We start from the raw sequence: 16,745 nt of genomic DNA on the forward strand, positions 1-16,745 counted from the left end.
GAATTCTCGTGAGCGCCGACTTCACTCAATTCATCCCGCGTCCGAAACGCGGTGACATGCAGACGGACTTTCCGGCAATTGCGTTCCGCTCAGCTCGGCAGGATCCTGTCACCGATCCCGTCGATGCTGCGCCGGACAAGCACACCGGGCCGGCCAGCCGGGAAGCGTAATGGGTAAGGCCAAGGCCCTTCTTGAAATTCGCTCCCTCGCACGGAGCCACACCAGAACCGCGATCCGCGTTCTCGTCGGCATCATGCGGTGCAAGGATGCGACGCCCGCTGCCCGAGTCTCGGCCGCCAACGCCATTCTCGATCGCGGCTGGGGCAAGGCCACGCAACCGTTGGAGAACGGTGGTGATGGGGCGCTCGAACTGATCCATAGAATCGAGCGCGTCATTGTCCATCCTGATGGGAGCGCGGAGAGTGATTGAGACGCGATCGTCTCCTTCAGCGCGTTTGCTTTGATCTTCTGCTTCAAGTGGCCGACAGAAGTGAGCACAAGACAAGCTGACACTTAAGGGCAATGCGCTCCGGCGCATCTGCACAAAAAATCCTGAAACTATTGGATGCTACCAGAAGGATGATGCACGAGAAATCCTCATACGATCGATAGGGTTATCTTCTCAATGGATTGGTTGAACCCCTGCATCATGAATGGCTCCCAAAATGGCTGATCAGAACGTTATAACCTCACTAGTCCGTTCGATGACTTTCTCGCTGGTCACAGCCTCATTGCTGATTGTCCAAGCCTCGCCCACCCGCGCCGATCCCGTCCTCTGCCTGGAAAAAGCAAAGTCCTATTTCGCTGAGATCGGTCAGTTGCTGTCGAAAGAAAAAAACTGGATCATGCCGTTCGTCGAACTCAATGAGCGATACTCTCCTCTTGAGGATTGTGACACTGATCTCCTGCTGCAGGAAGCCACCCAATGGCGGTTTATCCAGCCAATAATCTACAATCCGCACGCGAAGTATTACATTGTTCGTTTCTGGAGCAATGACGTCAAGGTTGAGTTCGCGTATAGCGCCTTGACGAAAAAGTCCGACACTCACAGCGCTGGGTGGGTGAAAAAGTAGTGACGCGATCTTCTCTACGTTTCGGACCGAATGATGCTTGCTGCGTCCGGGCGCGGTTTCGTTGCAGCGATTCCGTCGAGCCTCGATAGTCGCATCGACGTCGACTGATTGGCAGCCGATGGATCATCGCGGCGTCTTTGCCAAGACCCGTAGCCGATCGATAATCGTGACTTAACATCCGCGCTACCTCCACTCTAGCGGTGGGACGACGAACCATGGATCGTTGCGGTGAGTCTAGCGGAGTTGGCGCCACACAGCATTCACCAAAGGAGTAGCGAGATATTCAATGCGTGAAAGAATTTTTCTCACTTGCACCAATGCGTCCGCGGTGCCTTATCACGGAGCGGTCTTAGGACATCATGTCGTGTTGAACTACATCGACTCCAATGGAGTTCATCATACACTCGAGGGGGTGCCAGAACGGAAGATCAATCGCAATGCCGAAAAATTGGTCGCATATCTTGACGAGGAATGGTTTTCAGATGGCATAAGGAATACAGATTCGCGGTTTCGACGATTGAGAGCGCAGGAAGGCAAAGGTATTGGCTTCGCCGCGTTAGACAAGCTGCGTACGATGATTGCCAATGGTCATGATCTCAGTTCGCAATGGGATCAAATGAAAAAATTCGGTGCCGGCGTTAACGCCACTGGTTACGAGTATCGTCCAACGTCCCAAAACAGCAATTCCTTTGCAGCCGGAGCCTTGAAGCAGGCAGGCTTTCTCGGGCCGGGTACTGTGCTTCCTGAAATCTTTGACCGGCTCATCGCAGCCGACCCGGCAAATGGCAGAGCGCATGCCGTCAGTGTTCCGGGCTTCGACCAGCGCCTGACAAATCCGCTCAACATGGCCGTGCCTCCCCTTGATGCAGTGCCATTCGTGCCAACCAATTCGTCTCCAGCAGACGAGCGACATGCCTCGTTCGACAAGCGGTTCGAGAACTCTGATCCTTCGCCTCAACGCGCGGAAAACGGCGGTCGATCTGCTTGGCTGCCGCCGATTGGAACTCGCGGCGTCACTGGCGCTAAGCCCGAGCGATATCTAGCTCGCCGCGTTGCAGGCCAACCCGAAATATCAGCATTCGACGCGGGTGCTCCAGCGGTGCCCTTCATTCCGTCCGATGAGAATTCCTCATCTCCTCGTTCCAATGCACTTCCTGACCGCTTCGGAAACTGGACTTCCTCACCTCCGGTCAGTGCGCCGAGACCGACATATTCGCTTGCGCCGGCACCAGCGGAAACACCGCCCGGTATCGTCCCCGGCAAGCCGGAGCCCGATTTGCTCTTCCCGCTGCCGATCTTGAGTTCTTCGAAGAGTCCATCGGCGCGCGAGGAAACGATGGACGACTTTCTTTTCGGCTTGCTCCGCTTCAGAAGATAAGGCGTTTGCGGCAATCAGACTCCTGGCATCGAGATATTGACCTGATAGCAAACTTGAAATCATTGAATAGGTCGCGCCGTTGTCTGTCCTGAAAATCCCCACAGCCAAAGTCTTCGAACCCCTCCTGGAGCCCGCACGCTACAAAGGGGTGTACGGCGGCCGCGGCTCTGGTAAATCCCATTTCTTCGGCGAGTTGCTGGTCGAGACCTGCCAGGCCGAGCGCGGCACGCTTGCGGTTTGTATCCGCGAGGCGCAGCGGACGCTGGCGCAATCCTCGAAGCGGTTGATCGAAAGCAAGATCGCCTCGCTCGGTGTCGGCAGCGGCTTCAAGCTCTACAGCGACAAGATCGAGACGCCGGGGGGCGGTCTCATCATCTTCCGGGGGCTTCAGGACCACACGGCTGAATCGATAAAGCTGTTGATCTGGGACAAGGTTCTTGGCCTTGGCACGACCGATCCGCTCGCGGGATTCGCGGCGATCACCTCGAATCTCGTGGTGTCGTTCTATTTCGCCAAACGAGGCTTTGAGAACGTAGCGCGGATTATCAAACGATGACCGGGGAGCAAGCTGCGGATGTCAGGGCCATCGTCGTCGAGACCTTGGCCGAACAGCAGAGGATTCGTCACGACGATATCGATGCAGTGGTTCTCAAAGCGATCGCGACGACACTGACCTCGTTCGGAATTGATGAAGAGGATCGCAAAGAGTTGCGCGCGGATTTTCAGCACCTTCGACGCTGGCGCAGAAGCGTCGAGCAGGCACAGAGCTACACCTTCAAGGCAGTCATCACGGTGATTGTGACGGGATTCGTCGGGGCCGTGTGGCTCGGCATCAAGGCGACGCTCGGCAAATGATCTGCGGACGTACCGAAACATGGCGATGGGCTCGAATTCAGGTGCGACGGATGTATCGGATTCGTGAGGTTGACGGGAATGACGATGATATTGCGGACACGCTCGGGGAACTTCATCAGTTGACGTTCCTTGACGCCGCCCCCGTTCCCGAATTTGATCAAGGGCACTGGTGGCTTGCCTTTCGTGGAACCGAGCCGGTCGCGTTCGCCGGTATCATTTCATCCACCCACGTTTTCAATGCGGGCTATTTTTGCCGCGTTGGTGTGCTGGGGGAGCATTGCGGGCATCGGCTTCAGTTGCGCCTGATGCGAGCCATGGAGGCGCGTGCGCGTCTGAATGGGTGGTGTTCGATCATCTCTGACACCACAGATAATATGCACTCAGCCAACAACTTCATCCGCGCGGGCTATCGCCTGTTCAATCCCAAGGCTCCCTGGGCCTGGCCGCATACGCTTTATTGGCGCAAGGACGTGAAATAGCGGCTCGTCCGTTGTGTACCGCAAATTGCTCTACTCGCCCGGTGGCCTTGCAGCCACCGGGCGTTTTTGCGTTTTAGGGGCCAGCGCCTTGTGGCGGAGTAGCCATGCTTCCTGTACGCCTTGATCATTGGCGGTCAGGCGGTAGACTGGCAAGGCTCGGGCGGCGCACACCAACGGAGCAGGCGAGGAAAAAGCATGGCGGGAGGCGGCGGAAAGCCGGATGCAGGTTCGTCCGCGGGGCCGGGTGCGGACAGCTATGTCGCCATGGTTGCGCGTGCCAAGGCCCTGATTCCGGAATTGCGCGAGCGTGCTTCAAAGACGGAAGAGCTTCGGCGCCTGCCGCCGGAGACCGAGCGCGATTTGCATGATACCGGCCTGTTCCGAATCGTGCAACCCAAACGCGTTGGAGGTGCCGAGCTTGACTATGTCGCTCTGGTCGATTGCGCCGACGCGCTGGGGCAGGCGGACGCTTCCGTGGCCTGGAATTTCGCCAATCTCGCCAGCCATCACTGGATGCTGGGCATGTTTGACCGGCAGGCGCAGGACGCTGTCTGGAGCAGGAATGCCGATACGTTGATCGCGTCGTCCTTCATCTTTCCAGCCGGCCGCGCGAGAAAGGCGGATGGAGGATATGTCCTACGTGGTCATTGGCCGTTCTCCTCCGGTGTCGAGTCTTGCGATTGGAACATGCTTTCCGGTGTGGTGGCTTCGGACGATGAGGCTGACGGCATCGAATACCGGATATTCCTGCTCAACAGGAGCGATTACAAAATCAACGACACCTGGAATGCGACCGGGCTGTGCGGTACCGGCTCGAACGACGTATGGGTCGAGGATGCCTTTGTTGCGGAAAACATGACCGTCGCGGTCAGTGATCTGACCGGCGGACCGACGCCGGGAAGCATGGTCAACCCAAACGCGCTGTATGCGCTGCCGGTATTCTCTCTCTTTCCTTACGTGTTGTCGGGTGTCGGCTTGGGTAATGCGCAAGCCTGTCTGAATGACTACGTCGAATTGGCGCGGCATCGGGCCTCGACCTACAATCGCGCCAAACTTAGCGACCTGCAGACGACCCAAATCAAGATCGCAGAGGCCTCCGCCAAGATCGACGCTGCCCGCCTCGTCATGCGCACGAACTGCATCGATGCGATGGATGACGCAAGGCGTGGCCACGTCCCGGATCTTGCGGACAAGACGCGACTTCGGCGGGATGGCGCTTTTTCGGTGAACCTCTGCACCGAAGCGGTCTCGCTGTTGTTCGCGGCAAGCGGTGCGCGCAGTCTGTTCACGTCAGGCGCGCTGCAGCGGCAATTCCGCGACGCCCACGCAGTGAATTCGCACCTCGCATTCAATTTTGATGCGGCGGGAACCAACTATGGACGCGTGGCGCTTGGCCTGCCGTCCGAAAATCTGACGCTCTGAGGCTGGCGGATGTCTGACGCACCCAAACATCCGGCCGATCCGGCCAATGAATTTGCCAGCGACAACTCGGCGATCGATCCCCGGGACTTCCGCAATGCACTTGGCACGTTCGCCACAGGCGTCACCATCGTCACGGCGATGGCGGCGGATGGAAGGCCCTATGGCGTGACCTGCAACTCGTTTGCCTCGGTGTCGCTCAATCCGCCGCTGGTGTTGTGGAGTCTGGGGATGTTTTCCCAAGGACTCACGATTTTCCAGAATGCCAGCCATTTCACGATCAATGTTCTCGGAGCTTCCCAGCAAGCACTGGCGTCACAGTTTGCAAAATCGTCGGACGACAAGTTCGCTGGGGTGAGCTGGACGCCGGGGCTTGGCAACGCTCCGGTATTGACCGACAGCGTCGCCAATTTCCAATGCCGTGCGGCCAATCGGTATTACGGCGGCGACCACATCATCTTCCTGGGCGCCGTCGAAGCTTACACCTATAATCGGCAGGAACCCCTGCTGTTCGCACGCGGCAGCTTCGGCCGTTTTATTGCCGGGGACGGCAAGGCGTCCTCGTGAACGGACCGCCGAAGCTTGCGGTCCTGTGGTAGAGCCGCAATTTTAATTCTTTGCCATCTCTGCGCGATACCAGTCGCCAATCTCGCTGGCCGTCATCAGTGCCACCCCGTCGTGACCGAGGACGTAGTCAAGCAGCGCCTCCAGATATTTGATGCGATGCGGCACGCCGGTGATGTAGGGGTGAATCGATATTGCCATGATCCGCGCGTTCGACGCGCCTTCGAGATATAGCCGGTCGAACTGATCGGTGCAGCGTTTCAGGAATTGCTCGGAAGGCAGATGCTGCAGCGCATGGATGACGATGTCGTTGGTTTCGACCGAATAGGGAATTGTGGAGATAGTGCCGTGAGGCGTGGCGATATCCTGCGGCAAATCGTCGATCACCCAATCAGCGACATACTCGATGCCGTTGAGGCGAAGCAGATCAAGGGTTTCCTCGGTCTCCGTGAGGCCCGGGCTTTCCCATGACCGCGGTGGCTTCCCCGCAAATTTGGAAATTGTCTCGACCGAGCGCTTGATGGCATCCGCCTGGTTCTCGACCTTGTGCATCGGCCCCTGCACGAAACCGTGACCCATGAATTCGAATCCGGCGTCGAGGGCAGCAGACGCGACACGCGGGTAGGCGTTGCAGACATTGGCATTGAGCGCCAACGTCACCGGCATTTTGCGATCGGTCAGCGCCTTGAACTGTCGCCAGAAGCCGGCGCGCATCCCGTATTCATGCCATGACCAGTTCGGCACGTCGGGCAATAGCGGCTGACCCATCGGCGGGCTCAGCACCGTGCGAGGCATGGCGTTCTCGATCCGCCATTCTTCGACATTGAGGATAACCCATACCGCAAGCCTCTTGCCGCCGGGGAGCGTCAGCTTCGGTCGGTCGACTTGCGCTTGATAGGGGATGCGGTCGTTCAAGGCCACGGCAAGCTTTCCTGATCTCGGTGGACTATTCGGCCGCCCTGGAGCCACTGGATGTACCGGCATTGACTCGTGGCATGACCTTTTCGGCCATCAGGATCATTGACTGGCGTCCGAGTTTGCTATCCTTCCAATCCTTGCCGGCATAGAGCAGTGTGCCAAAAGGCCCGGTCTCCTCCTGAAACGCCAGCAGTCGATCTGCCACGCTCTCCGGCGTGCCATGAATGATCAGCTTCTCGCAAATCGACTCCAGCGTCACCTCGTCGTCGGGCTGATCGCGGCGCGTCTTGAACAATTCGAGGCGGCCACCGCGCTTCAGCTTGGTGAACAGCGAGCGATAGTAATAAACATAGGGCCCATTTGGATCAGTGGCGTAGGCCTTCGCCATTGCTGCGTCCTTGGCGACGAACACGCTCTTGGCAACGCGCCAATTTGCCATATCCGCAGGGCGGCCGGCGCGTTCGCACCCCTCGACGTATTTCGGCCAGTGGCTTTTCACCCAGGCCGGCATCAGGAAGTTTGCCGAGATCGGCTCCCAGCCGCGCGCGGCGGCTTCCGTGACACCCTTTGAGAACGGCGCCACCGCAGTGACCACGATCGGCGGGTGCGGCCTTTGCAGCGGGCGCGGAATGAAGCCCTGGCCGATGTCTTCGATCAGGGTTTTCTCAACCGATATGTTCCAGAACTGGCCTTGCAGATTATAGGGCGGCTCGCTGGCCCAGATCTGGAGCACCTGATTGATCGCCTCCAGGAACATGGCATTCCTGTCCGCTTCGAGATTGCCGAACACTTCGGCGTCCGATAGCAGGCCACCGGGGCTGATGCCGAAGATCAGGCGGCCGTCGAGAATATGATCGAGCATCGCGATCGAGGCTGCAATCGCCGCCGGGTGAGCGTTCGGCATGTTGACGGTGCCGGTGCCAAGCTTGATCTGCCTGGTCGCCGCCGCGAGCCACGCAATGAAAGCTATGCAGGAAGTGATATTCTCGGCCCTGTCGGTGACGTGCTCGCCGACATAGGCTTCGGTGAAGCCGAGTTCATCGGCCAGCAGGAAAGCCTCGCGGTCCTCCTTGAGCGAAAGCCGCCAATCCTTGTCGACAGGATGGACTGGCATCGTAAAGAACCCAAGCTTCATGGTCTGCTCTTCCCCAAAGGCAGGCTTTTTAATCGGCACAGAACGTGCTTCGTTCGTCGCTCGAAAACAAGCTCAAAGTCGAAATATTCACCCGATAACAAACTTGACCTTTGTTGATCCCAGCCCTCTAATCCTGCAAAAATACAGATAATTGGCCGGGGAGGTCACGCCAAAAATGAAAGCCTCGGCTTTCGCTTACGCCCGCGCAACCAGCGTCGCAAATGCGCTGGATTTGCTGACCGTGCATGGCGAAAAGGCCAGGGTGCTGTCCGGCGGCCAGAGCCTGTTGCCGGCGATGAATCTGCGTCTGATCACGCCCGAACTCATTATCGATATCGGCGAATTGGCCGAGTTGCGTGGGGTCGTGGTGAAGGGAGACATCCTCACCATCGGCGCGCTGACACGCCACGCCGATCTCTTGAAATCTCCGGAAATAGCAGCCCATGCTCCCTTGCTGGCGGATGCGGTGGCCCATGTTGCCCATCCTGCGATTCGCAACCGCGGCACCATCGGGGGAAGTCTTGCGCATGCAGACCCGGCTTCTGAACTGCCTGCCTGCATGCTCACGCTCGGTGCCACCATCATTGCTCGCGGGCCAAGCGGCGAGCGGCGGATTGCGGCAAGCGAGTTCTTCGCCGGTATCTACGAAACTACGCTTACGCCGCAGGAACTTCTGGTCGCCGTTGAACTACCGGTGCCCCTGATAAATTCGACGCATTTCTTTCATGAGTTCGCCCGCCGACATGGCGACTACGCGATCGTCGGTCTCGCGGCGCAGGCCTTCGTCAGGGATGGGCGGTTTGCTGATCTTCGCCTTGGTTTCTTTGCCGTCGGCGATCGCCCGATGCTAGCCGCGTCTGCCGGCAAACTGGTCGATATCGCCATCACGCCAGCAGTATTATCCGAGGCGTTTTCTGCATTGGATGAAGAACTCGACCCTCTGGAGGATCATCAGGCGACACCTGCCATGCGCCGGCATCTGGCGAAGGTTCTGTTGGCGCGTTGCGTATCCTCGCTGCTCGATCGCCCCGATCTCCGCACGGGAGCTTCGGCGTGACGAATGCGGTTGCGATTTCGCTTGTCGTCAATGGTGAGCGTGTTGAAGCGAATGTGCTGCCGCGCCTGAATTTGGCGGATTTTCTTCGCGAGCATCTTGAACTGACCGGAACGCATGTCGGTTGCGAACACGGGGTGTGCGGTGCATGCACGGTCCGCGTCAACGGCGATATCGTCCGTTCCTGCCTGTTGCTTGCGGTACAGACGCACAATGCGATGGTTGAGACGATCGAGGGGGTCTCCGACAGCGGCGAGATTGCCGACTTGCAATCTGCATTCCGGGAACGTAACGCGCTGCAATGCGGCTTCTGTACGCCGGGAATGTTGATGGCGGCGCAGGATCTGCTGAAGCAATCGCCGTGTCCGGATCGAGAACAGATTCGCGAACATCTTTCCGGAAACTATTGCCGCTGTACGGGCTACCAGGCCATCGTCGACGCCATCGAGACCACAGCGCGGGCGCGCGCCGGACGCTTGCCATGACATCAGCACAGGAAAAATCTGAAACGCTTTCCGCGCTGGACCGTCCGAACTCCTATATCGGCAGGACAGTACCGCGGCCGAATCTCGACCGGCTGATGCAGGGGCGGGGGCTCTATGTCAGCGATATCGAGTTGCCGCGCATGGTGCATGTCGTGTTCCTGCGCTCGCCGCACGCGCACGCGAAGATCAATGGCATCGACGCCTCAGTGGCCAAGCAGATGCCGGGGGTGATCGCCGTCGTCTCAGGCAACGAACTCTCGACCGTTATCACGCCGTGGGTTGGCGTACTCTCGCATTTGAAGGGCCTCAAATCCGCTCCGCAAAGCGCCATCGCCGTTGACCGCGTGTGCTGGCAGGGCGAAGCGGTCGCGGCCGTGGTGGCGAGCAGTCGTGCTCAGGCGGAGGACGCCGCGGAGCTTGTCTCGGTCGATTATAAGGAGCTCGATGCCGTAACGGACATGCGCACCGCGCTCGATCCAGCGACAGCCGTGATTCATGCTTCGCTGGGCGACAACCTGGCTTTTGAGCGCAATCACGATGCGGGTGCCGTCGATCAGGCCTTTGCCGAATCCGACGAGGTGGTGGAGGCGGAGTTTGTTTTCGGGAGGCACACCGGCGTGACACTCGAACCGCGCGCGGTGGTGGCGGACTGGAACGCCGCGGAAGCCAAGCTGACTATCTATCAAGGCACGCAGGCGCCGCATATGGTACAAAATATTGCGGCGCTTCATCTCGGGTTGAAGGAATCGCAAGTCCGCGTGGTCTGCAAGGACGTCGGTGGCTCCTTCGGCATCAAGGTTCACATTTATGCCGACGAGATGGCGACTTATGCGCTGTCCAAGCTGCTGCGGCGTCCGGTCAAATTCGTTGCCGACCGGGTCGAGAGCTTCAATACCGACATTCATGCCCGGGACCATCGCTGCAAGGGAAAGATCGGCGTCAAGCGCGATGGCACCATTACGGCATTCGAGATCGACGATCTCACGGGCATCGGGCCCTATTCGATGTACCCGCGCACGAGCGCGATCGAGGCCAATCAAGTCGTCAATCTCGTCGGGGGTCCCTATGTGACGAGGAATTATCGCGCGCGGACCCGCGTCGTGTTCCAGAACAAGAACGTGATGTGCCAGTACCGCGCCGTCGGCCATCCGATCGCCTGCTCGGTGACGGAGGGCCTGGTCGATCTGGCGGCCATGAAGATCGGCATGGATCCGATCGAGATCCGCCGTCGCAATCTGATTGCCGATGACGCTTATCCCGGTGCTTCGCCGTCAGGTTTGCGCTTGGAGCAATTGTCGCACCATGCAGCGCTCGCCAAGCTCGTCAAAATGATGGACTACGACGCGTTGCGCGCCGAGCAGGTCGTTCTGCGGGCGAAAAATATCCATCGTGGCATAGGTATCGCCAGCTTCATCGAGGTTACGAATCCCAGTGCGGCGTTTTATGGCGTCGGCGGTGCGAAGATATCCTCGCAAGATGGCGTCGCGGTGCGGCTCGACGCGCAGGGGTCGGTGATCTGCCAGACAAGTATCACAGAGCAGGGACAGGGGTCGGAATCGCTTACCGCACAGATCGTCGGAAGTGTGCTTGGCGTTTCGATGGATCGGGTCCGCGTGATCCTGGGCGATACCGACAATACGCCGTACGGCGGAGGCACCTGGGCCTCGCGCGGCGCTGGTATCGGTGGAGAGGCCGCGCTTCAAGCCACCAAGGTGCTGCGCAAGAACATCCTCGACGTAGCGGCCGCCGTCCTGCAATCGACGCCAGGGGAGCTCGACATTGTCAACAATGGTGTCGTGAATGCCATCGATGGTACGCCGCGGATCGATTTGAGCGAGCTTGCTCGCATTGTCTATTTCCGTCCCGATACGCTGCCGCCGGGCATTCAGCCCGAGTTTATGGCTAGCAGGCACTTTGTCCCGCGCGAATACCCCTTCGCCTTCACCAATGGCATTCAGGCCTCGTGGCTGGAGGTCGATACCGATACCGGCTTTGTGAAGCTGCTGAAGCACTGGGTGGTCGAGGATTGCGGCACCATCATCAATCCCCAGCTGGTCGATGAGCAGATCAGGGGTGGCGTGGTGCAGGGTCTCGGCGCCGCGCTGTTCGAGAAATGCGTGTATGACGAACGCGGCCAGCTAACCAACGCCAATATGGCCGATTACCTGGTTCCGATGTCCGGTGAAATGCCTGACATCGATGTCGGGCATGTGGTTTCACCGACTATGGAATCCGAGCTGGGCGCGAAGGGTGCGGGTGAGGCTGGCACGGCAGGTGCGGCAGCGGCGGTAACCAATGCGGTCAATGACGCACTTAGGCCGTTTGGGACAATTATCACGGAGATTCCTCTGACGCCTCAGGTTGTCCTGACCGCCTTGGGGCGAATTTAGTACGAAGTTCGAAGGGCGGCGACTGCCGCCCGTTCGCGCTATTCGGCCGCCGCGTCCGCGATCGCGCCCGCCTGCCGGTTGGTCACAACGACCTTGATCGCATCTTCGACGCGCTCGCGGGCATAACGCAACGCGGTCGGCAGGTCGGCCAGAGGAAACGTGTGGGTGTGGATCTTCGTCGCATCGAAGCGCTTTTCCGCCATCAGCGCCATGGCGCGGCGGGTGGCGCTGCGGCCTTCGCCACGAATTCCGAAAGTATAGATATTGTTCTTCACGAGATGCGCGAGATCCATCGTGACTGGATCGTGCGGAAACGCGGCGAGGCAGATTTTTCCGCCGCGGTTGGTCATGTGAATGGCCTGGTTGATCGTCGCCTCGGTGCCGGCGCACTCGACCACATAGTCCGCGCCGATGCCGCCGGTGAGTTGTTTGACCACCTCAACCGCGTCCTCGTCGTTGATATTGACGACGCGGTCGGCGCCGAGCTCCCGGCCGATTGCCAGCCGCCTGTTGCGTGTCCCGGTCAGGATGACCGGGCTGGCGCCGAGCGCTTTGGCAACGGCGACCGCGAGTAGCCCGATCGGTCCCGGGCCGATCACCACGACGCTCTCGCCGGCCACCAACCCTCCCAACTCCGTAAGCCCATACATCGAGGTACCCGCGGTAACGACCAGCGTCGCCTCCGCGTCACTCATGGTGTCGGGCACCCGCGCCAGCGTGTTGATGTGATTGACGGCGTATTCGGCAAAGCCGCCGTCCGTCGTGAAGCCGTTCGCGCGATGGCCCTTCTCCGGCTTTCCGTAATTCAGACATGAGGTATACATGCCCTGGCGGCAGCGCTTGCACTGGCCGCAGCCGGCGTGGATCTCCACGCTGATCCGCTCGCCGATCTTGAATTCGTCGACATCGGGTCCGAGCGCGGCGACCGTGCCCATATACTCGTGGCCCGGCGTGAAATTCTTGTTGAAGGGCAGGCCGCCTTCAATGCTGGCCGGCGATCCCGAATGAATGATTTCGAGATCGGTGGCGCAGATCGCAACGGCATCGATCCGGATCAGGACTTCGGCGCGTGAAGGCACAGGTACTGGCTTCTCCTGCAGCAGGAGCTGATCCGGATCGCCCAGCACCCAGGCTCTCATCCGGTCAGGAATTAGAAGATCGGGCGAGGTCTTCACGCCTGGAGGTTGGTACATGAGTCTCTCCTCTAGCGCCGGATGCTACCGGAAATCGCCGGCCAGCGAAATTGCCGGATGCCGCTGGCGTCGTGCAGGTTTGCTGCATAGCAAAAACGCCTTGTCGCAAAACCTTCATACGCGGCCTATCGCTCGGTGCATCGCCGTGGCGTCGCTTCCGCGACGTGATCGTGCCCAACGCGGCGCCGGGGATATTGGCGGGCAGCCTGATGGTGGTGACGTTGTCGCTCGGTGAATTCAACCTGACCTGGATGCTGCATACGCCGCTCACCAAGACGCTGCCGATCGGACTGGCCGACAGCTATGCCTCGATGCGGCTGGAGGTGGCGTCGGCCTATACGCTGATCTTCTTCGTGATGATCATCCCGCTGCTGGTTGCCATGCAATTGTTTGCCGAGAAGGAACAGAAGAGATGAGTGCGCAGGCCGGACATGGCGCCTCAGTGCATATCGAGGCCTGCGGCAAGACGTTTGCCGACGGAACCCGAGCGCTCGAACCTGCGACGCTCGACATCGCGCGTGGCGAAACGCTGGTGCTGCTCGGCCCCTCTGGCTGCGGCAAAACCACCATGCTGCGCATCATCGCGGGGCTCGAAGCGCCCGATGCCGGCGGCATGGTGCTGTTCGACGGCAAGGACATGACGGCGGTGCCGATCGAGCGGCGCAACGTCGGCATGGTGTTCCAGTCTTACGCGCTTTTCCCCAACATGACCGTATCGGACAATATCGGCTATGGTCTAAAGATCCGCGGGATACCGGCCAGGGAGCGGGCAGCACGCGTCGCCGAACTGGTGGCGTTGACCAACATCTCCGGGCTTGAGAACCGCCGCATCGACCAGCTTTCCGGCGGGCAGCGTCAACGCGTCGCTCTGGCGCGTGCGGTTGCGATCCGGCCGGGCATCCTGTTGCTCGACGAGCCGCTGACCGCGCTCGACGCCGCGTTGCGCGATCGGCTGCGCGGCGAACTGAACCGCCTGCTGCGCGCGCTGGGCATCACCACGATTTATGTGACCCACGATCAGTCCGAGGCCATGGAGCTCGGCGATCGCGTCGTCGTCATGCAAAAGGGAGCGATTGCCCAGATCGGCACGCCGCGCGAGATCTACTTCACGCCGCGAAGTCGCTTTGTCGCCGAATTCATTGGCGCCGCGAATATCGTCGAAGCGGCCATCGAGGGCGGCCATCTCGTGTTGCCGGGCGGACGGCAGCCAATTCGCTGCGATGTGGACATGCCGGCGGCGGTCGCGATGATCCGCCCCGAAACCATTCGCGTGACGTCAGCCGGAAGCGCGTCGCTTTCGGGTATCATCGACAGCGTCAGCTTCATAGGCGACAGGCAACGGCTGGTCGTCAGCAACGCGTCCAACAGGTTGCTCACCGTCGACGCGCCGAATACGGTTCAAGCCAAGGCAGGCGAGCGCATCGGGTTGTCGATTTCGCCGGACGCCGTCCGCCTGTTGCCGCCTGAAAATTGAGAAGGCCGATGTCGCCAAAACCGGTTCATATTGCGCAGATTTCCGACCTGCATATCAAGCCGCCGGGATCGCTTGCCTACGGCAAGGTCGACACAGCGAAGGCGCTCGAACGCTGCATTGCAGCACTGAACGCATTCGACCCTGCGCCGGATTTTGTGGTGATCTCCGGCGATCTCGCCGACACGCCGACAGCTGAGGAATATCAATATCTCAAGCGGCTGCTGGCGCCACTCAAGCTTCCGTTCGCAGGTATTCCCGGCAATCATGATTCGCGCGAGTTGATGCGCGCCGCGTTTCCTTCCGCTTCGTATGCCTTCGTATCAGGGCCGCTCAATCAGAAGATCGAGGTCGCCGGGCTCGATCTGCTGTTGCTGGATTCAAGCGTACATCGAAAGCCGCATGGCGAACTCGAAGAGCCTACGCTGCAATGGCTTGATACTACTCTGGCTTCGTCGCCCGACCGGCCGGCACTGCTGTTTTTGCACCATCCCCCGTTCAAGGCGGGCATTTGGCACATGGACCGCCAGAATCTCCTCAACGCAAGCGAACTCGCGCCTATCGTGCGCCATCATCCCCGCGTGCAGTTGATCGCAACCGGGCATGTCCATCGCGCGACACTGACCATGTTTGCGGGCGTGCCGACCACGATCTGTCCGGCCCCAAACCATGCCGTCGATCTCGATCTGGCCGAACTGCGCGAACCCTCCTTCAAGGTCGAGCCGCCGGCCTTCCATCTCCATAGCTGGCTTCCGGGGGAGGGATTCGGCACGGTTGTGACCCATCAAGTCCCCATCGGTACCTTCGACGGGCCGCATCCGTTTTTTGGACCGGATGGCAAGCTCCTTTAGTCACCGCGCGCATTCGGTACCCGGGCCAGTCCAATTTCCGGACCGATTGCAAAGCGGAGAGTTCGAGCGCAATCTTTCCTCAACAGAGGCGGCTGCGATTGAGCAAGCTTGCCCGATCAGGGGGAAATGTATGCGTCTGGTCCATTTGCTGATTCCGGCGCTAGCGCTGTTCTCAAGCCACCAAGCGATTGCCCAGGGGAGTTATCCCGACCGGCCGATCAAGATGATTGTGCCGCTGGCCGCGGCAAGTGCGGTCGATGTCGCTGCGCGGATCGTCACCCAGAAGATGGCCGACAATATGGGCCAGCAAATCGTGATCCTGAACCAGCCGGGCGCGTCGGGGCTGATCGGGGCCGAGGCCGTCGCTCGCGCCGAACCGGACGGTTACACGATTGGCGGATTCAACGACAGCATCATGACGATGGTGCCGAACCTGCAGTCGAAGATGCGCTGGGACATCCTCAGGGATTTCGAGCCGGTGTCGCTGGTCGCGACGGTGGAGTGGGGGCTGATTGCTAACAATCAGGCGAGCTTCAGGAGCGCAGCAGATCTGATCGCGGCCGCGAAGGCGGCACCCGGCAAGATCGATTATGGCTCCGGCGGGCCAGGAAGCCCGCAGCATCTGGCGATGGCGATGTTCGCGTCGGCTGCCGGCATATCGCTGACGCATGTGCCCTACAAGGGCGCCACCCAAGCCGCAACCGACATTGCCGCCGGCCAGATTCCTGTCGGTTTCCAGGGCCTGGGCACGGTCGCAACGCTCGTGCGCGGCGGTCAACTCAGGCTGATCGGGGTGACCACCGAGAAGAGATTGTCGCAATTCCCTGATGTGCCGACCGTCTCGGAGTCCGGCCTGCCCGGCTTTTTCTTCAACTCGTGGTTTGCAATTCTGGCTCCTGCCGGCACCCCGAAGGACATCATTGCCCGTTTGAATGCCGAGGTGTTGAAGGCGGTCGGCGATCCCGACGTGCGCCGCAAACTTGAAGAGCTGGGCTTCGCGGTCCGCGGCAGTTCGGCGGCGGAGTTGCGCGCCATGACGCGCGATCAACTCGCCAAGTATGAGCGCGTGATCAGGGAAACGGGAATCGCCAAGGAATAGCCAAGGAATAGCCGCCGGGCGGATGACGCCGCGGACGCCGGTGGCCTGTCGGGTCTGTGCGCGGCCTGATGTTCAACGGATGGTTCGAGCCGTTAGTGCGATCGTGCGAGGAAAGGTTCACCGAGGGGGATGGCGCAATATGCGACATGGCTGGGCCGTCTTACCCCCTGGTTGGAGTGGCGTTTTCCGGAAGATCGATCGCAGGCCTTTTTACCCATGCCGAAGGAGTTGTCTCTGCGGCATCCGGCTATTTCTACGCGACGGGCTTGGTTTACGGGCTTATGGCGCATTTGTGATACTGTTTTCCGCGTATCAGCGATGGGGACAGGCGACGACCCCGCTGCTTGTCAGCCTGCTGAGGGTAGCTATTGTGCTGGCTGG

The 16,745-nt window shown here is 59.9% G+C and carries 18 protein-coding genes and 1 pseudogene; 16 read left to right on the forward strand and 3 right to left on the reverse strand.

Translation table 11 applies throughout. The features are described 5' to 3' along the window. The first annotated feature begins 8 nt into the window (after positions 1–8). The 9 genes from V1294_RS13845 to V1294_RS13885 all read left to right on the forward strand — a co-directional run bounded on the left by V1294_RS13845 (position 9) and on the right by V1294_RS13885 (position 5,771). Entirely contained in the window at positions 9–170 is a 162-nt protein-coding gene (locus V1294_RS13845) for a hypothetical protein (RefSeq protein ID WP_334483076.1), read from the forward strand. Further along, complete coding sequence (locus V1294_RS13850) at positions 170–430, forward strand: hypothetical protein (RefSeq protein ID WP_334483074.1); 261 nt, start codon at positions 170–172, stop codon at positions 428–430. Before V1294_RS13845 ends, V1294_RS13850 begins: the two co-directional genes overlap by 1 nt. Before the next feature lie 235 nt (positions 431–665). Next, positions 666–1,073 (forward strand): hypothetical protein, encoded by a 408-nt coding sequence (locus V1294_RS13855; protein ID WP_334483072.1) that lies wholly within the window; start codon positions 666–668, stop codon positions 1,071–1,073. A 286-nt stretch (positions 1,074–1,359) separates the two neighbouring features. After that, on the forward strand, positions 1,360–2,451 hold the full coding sequence (locus V1294_RS13860) for a hypothetical protein (RefSeq protein WP_334497812.1): 1,092 nt from the start codon (positions 1,360–1,362) through the stop codon (positions 2,449–2,451). A gap of 79 nt (positions 2,452–2,530) precedes the next feature. Then, positions 2,531–3,007, forward strand: coding sequence for a phage terminase large subunit (locus V1294_RS13865; RefSeq protein WP_334497814.1), 477 nt, complete (start codon positions 2,531–2,533; stop codon positions 3,005–3,007). Then, positions 3,004–3,306, forward strand: coding sequence for a hypothetical protein (locus tag V1294_RS13870; RefSeq protein WP_334497816.1), 303 nt, complete (start codon positions 3,004–3,006; stop codon positions 3,304–3,306). The genes V1294_RS13865 and V1294_RS13870 overlap by 4 nt, the downstream gene beginning before the upstream one ends. A gap of 50 nt (positions 3,307–3,356) precedes the next feature. Continuing rightward, positions 3,357–3,785: a GNAT family N-acetyltransferase gene (locus V1294_RS13875; protein ID WP_334497818.1), complete on the forward strand. Its 429-nt coding sequence runs from the start codon at positions 3,357–3,359 to the stop codon at positions 3,783–3,785. Between the two features lie 195 nt (positions 3,786–3,980). After that, positions 3,981–5,207 carry an acyl-CoA dehydrogenase family protein gene (locus V1294_RS13880; protein ID WP_334497819.1) on the forward strand — a complete coding sequence of 409 codons (1,227 nt, stop codon included), beginning with the start codon at positions 3,981–3,983 and terminating at the stop codon, positions 5,205–5,207. 9 nt (positions 5,208–5,216) lie between these two features. Then, positions 5,217–5,771, forward strand: a complete 555-nt coding sequence (locus V1294_RS13885) for a flavin reductase family protein (RefSeq protein ID WP_108514829.1) — start codon at positions 5,217–5,219, stop codon at positions 5,769–5,771. Between the two features lie 42 nt (positions 5,772–5,813). Here V1294_RS13885 and V1294_RS13890 read toward each other — a convergent pair whose 3' ends face one another. Together V1294_RS13890 and V1294_RS13895 are read right to left on the reverse strand one after the other, a co-directional pair. Then, on the reverse strand, positions 5,814–6,689 hold the full coding sequence (locus V1294_RS13890; RefSeq protein WP_334497820.1) for a polysaccharide deacetylase family protein: 876 nt from the start codon (positions 6,687–6,689) through the stop codon (positions 5,814–5,816). Between the two features lie 25 nt (positions 6,690–6,714). Further along, positions 6,715–7,821 (reverse strand): LLM class flavin-dependent oxidoreductase, encoded by a 1,107-nt coding sequence (locus V1294_RS13895; protein ID WP_334497822.1) that lies wholly within the window; start codon positions 7,819–7,821, stop codon positions 6,715–6,717. Between the two features lie 175 nt (positions 7,822–7,996). Between V1294_RS13895 and V1294_RS13900 the strand changes: the two genes are divergently transcribed. Genes V1294_RS13900 through V1294_RS13910 form a run of 3 tightly spaced genes read left to right on the forward strand, consistent with a single transcriptional unit; the run spans position 7,997 to position 11,750 of the window. Continuing rightward, entirely contained in the window at positions 7,997–8,878 is an 882-nt protein-coding gene (locus V1294_RS13900) for an FAD binding domain-containing protein (protein ID WP_334497824.1), read from the forward strand. Continuing rightward, positions 8,875–9,360 carry a (2Fe-2S)-binding protein gene (locus tag V1294_RS13905; protein WP_334483019.1) on the forward strand — a complete coding sequence of 162 codons (486 nt, stop codon included), beginning with the start codon at positions 8,875–8,877 and terminating at the stop codon, positions 9,358–9,360. The genes V1294_RS13900 and V1294_RS13905 overlap by 4 nt, the downstream gene beginning before the upstream one ends. Next, positions 9,357–11,750 carry a xanthine dehydrogenase family protein molybdopterin-binding subunit gene (locus V1294_RS13910; RefSeq protein ID WP_334497826.1) on the forward strand — a complete coding sequence of 798 codons (2,394 nt, stop codon included), beginning with the start codon at positions 9,357–9,359 and terminating at the stop codon, positions 11,748–11,750. Before V1294_RS13905 ends, V1294_RS13910 begins: the two co-directional genes overlap by 4 nt. Before the next feature lie 38 nt (positions 11,751–11,788). Here V1294_RS13910 and V1294_RS13915 read toward each other — a convergent pair whose 3' ends face one another. Further along, positions 11,789–12,943, reverse strand: a complete 1,155-nt coding sequence (locus V1294_RS13915) for a zinc-dependent alcohol dehydrogenase (RefSeq protein ID WP_334497828.1) — start codon at positions 12,941–12,943, stop codon at positions 11,789–11,791. A gap of 128 nt (positions 12,944–13,071) precedes the next feature. Between V1294_RS13915 and V1294_RS13920 the strand changes: the two are divergent. From V1294_RS13920 to V1294_RS13935, 4 genes and pseudogenes are all read left to right on the forward strand, one after another. Further along, a pseudogene (locus tag V1294_RS13920) lies at positions 13,072–13,359 on the forward strand (ABC transporter permease); the annotation flags it as partial. Next, positions 13,356–14,417: an ABC transporter ATP-binding protein gene (locus V1294_RS13925; protein ID WP_334497830.1), complete on the forward strand. Its 1,062-nt coding sequence runs from the start codon at positions 13,356–13,358 to the stop codon at positions 14,415–14,417. The pseudogene V1294_RS13920 and the gene V1294_RS13925, both read left to right, overlap by 4 nt. An 8-nt stretch (positions 14,418–14,425) precedes the next feature. Then, on the forward strand, positions 14,426–15,265 hold the full coding sequence (locus V1294_RS13930) for a phosphodiesterase (protein ID WP_334497832.1): 840 nt from the start codon (positions 14,426–14,428) through the stop codon (positions 15,263–15,265). Between the two features lie 130 nt (positions 15,266–15,395). Beyond that, on the forward strand, positions 15,396–16,364 hold the full coding sequence (locus V1294_RS13935; protein WP_334497834.1) for a Bug family tripartite tricarboxylate transporter substrate binding protein: 969 nt from the start codon (positions 15,396–15,398) through the stop codon (positions 16,362–16,364). Positions 16,365–16,745 lie beyond the last annotated feature (381 nt).

The sequence above is a fragment of the Bradyrhizobium sp. AZCC 1678 genome (assembly GCF_036924765.1).
Taxonomy (GTDB): domain Bacteria; phylum Pseudomonadota; class Alphaproteobacteria; order Rhizobiales; family Xanthobacteraceae; genus Bradyrhizobium; species Bradyrhizobium algeriense.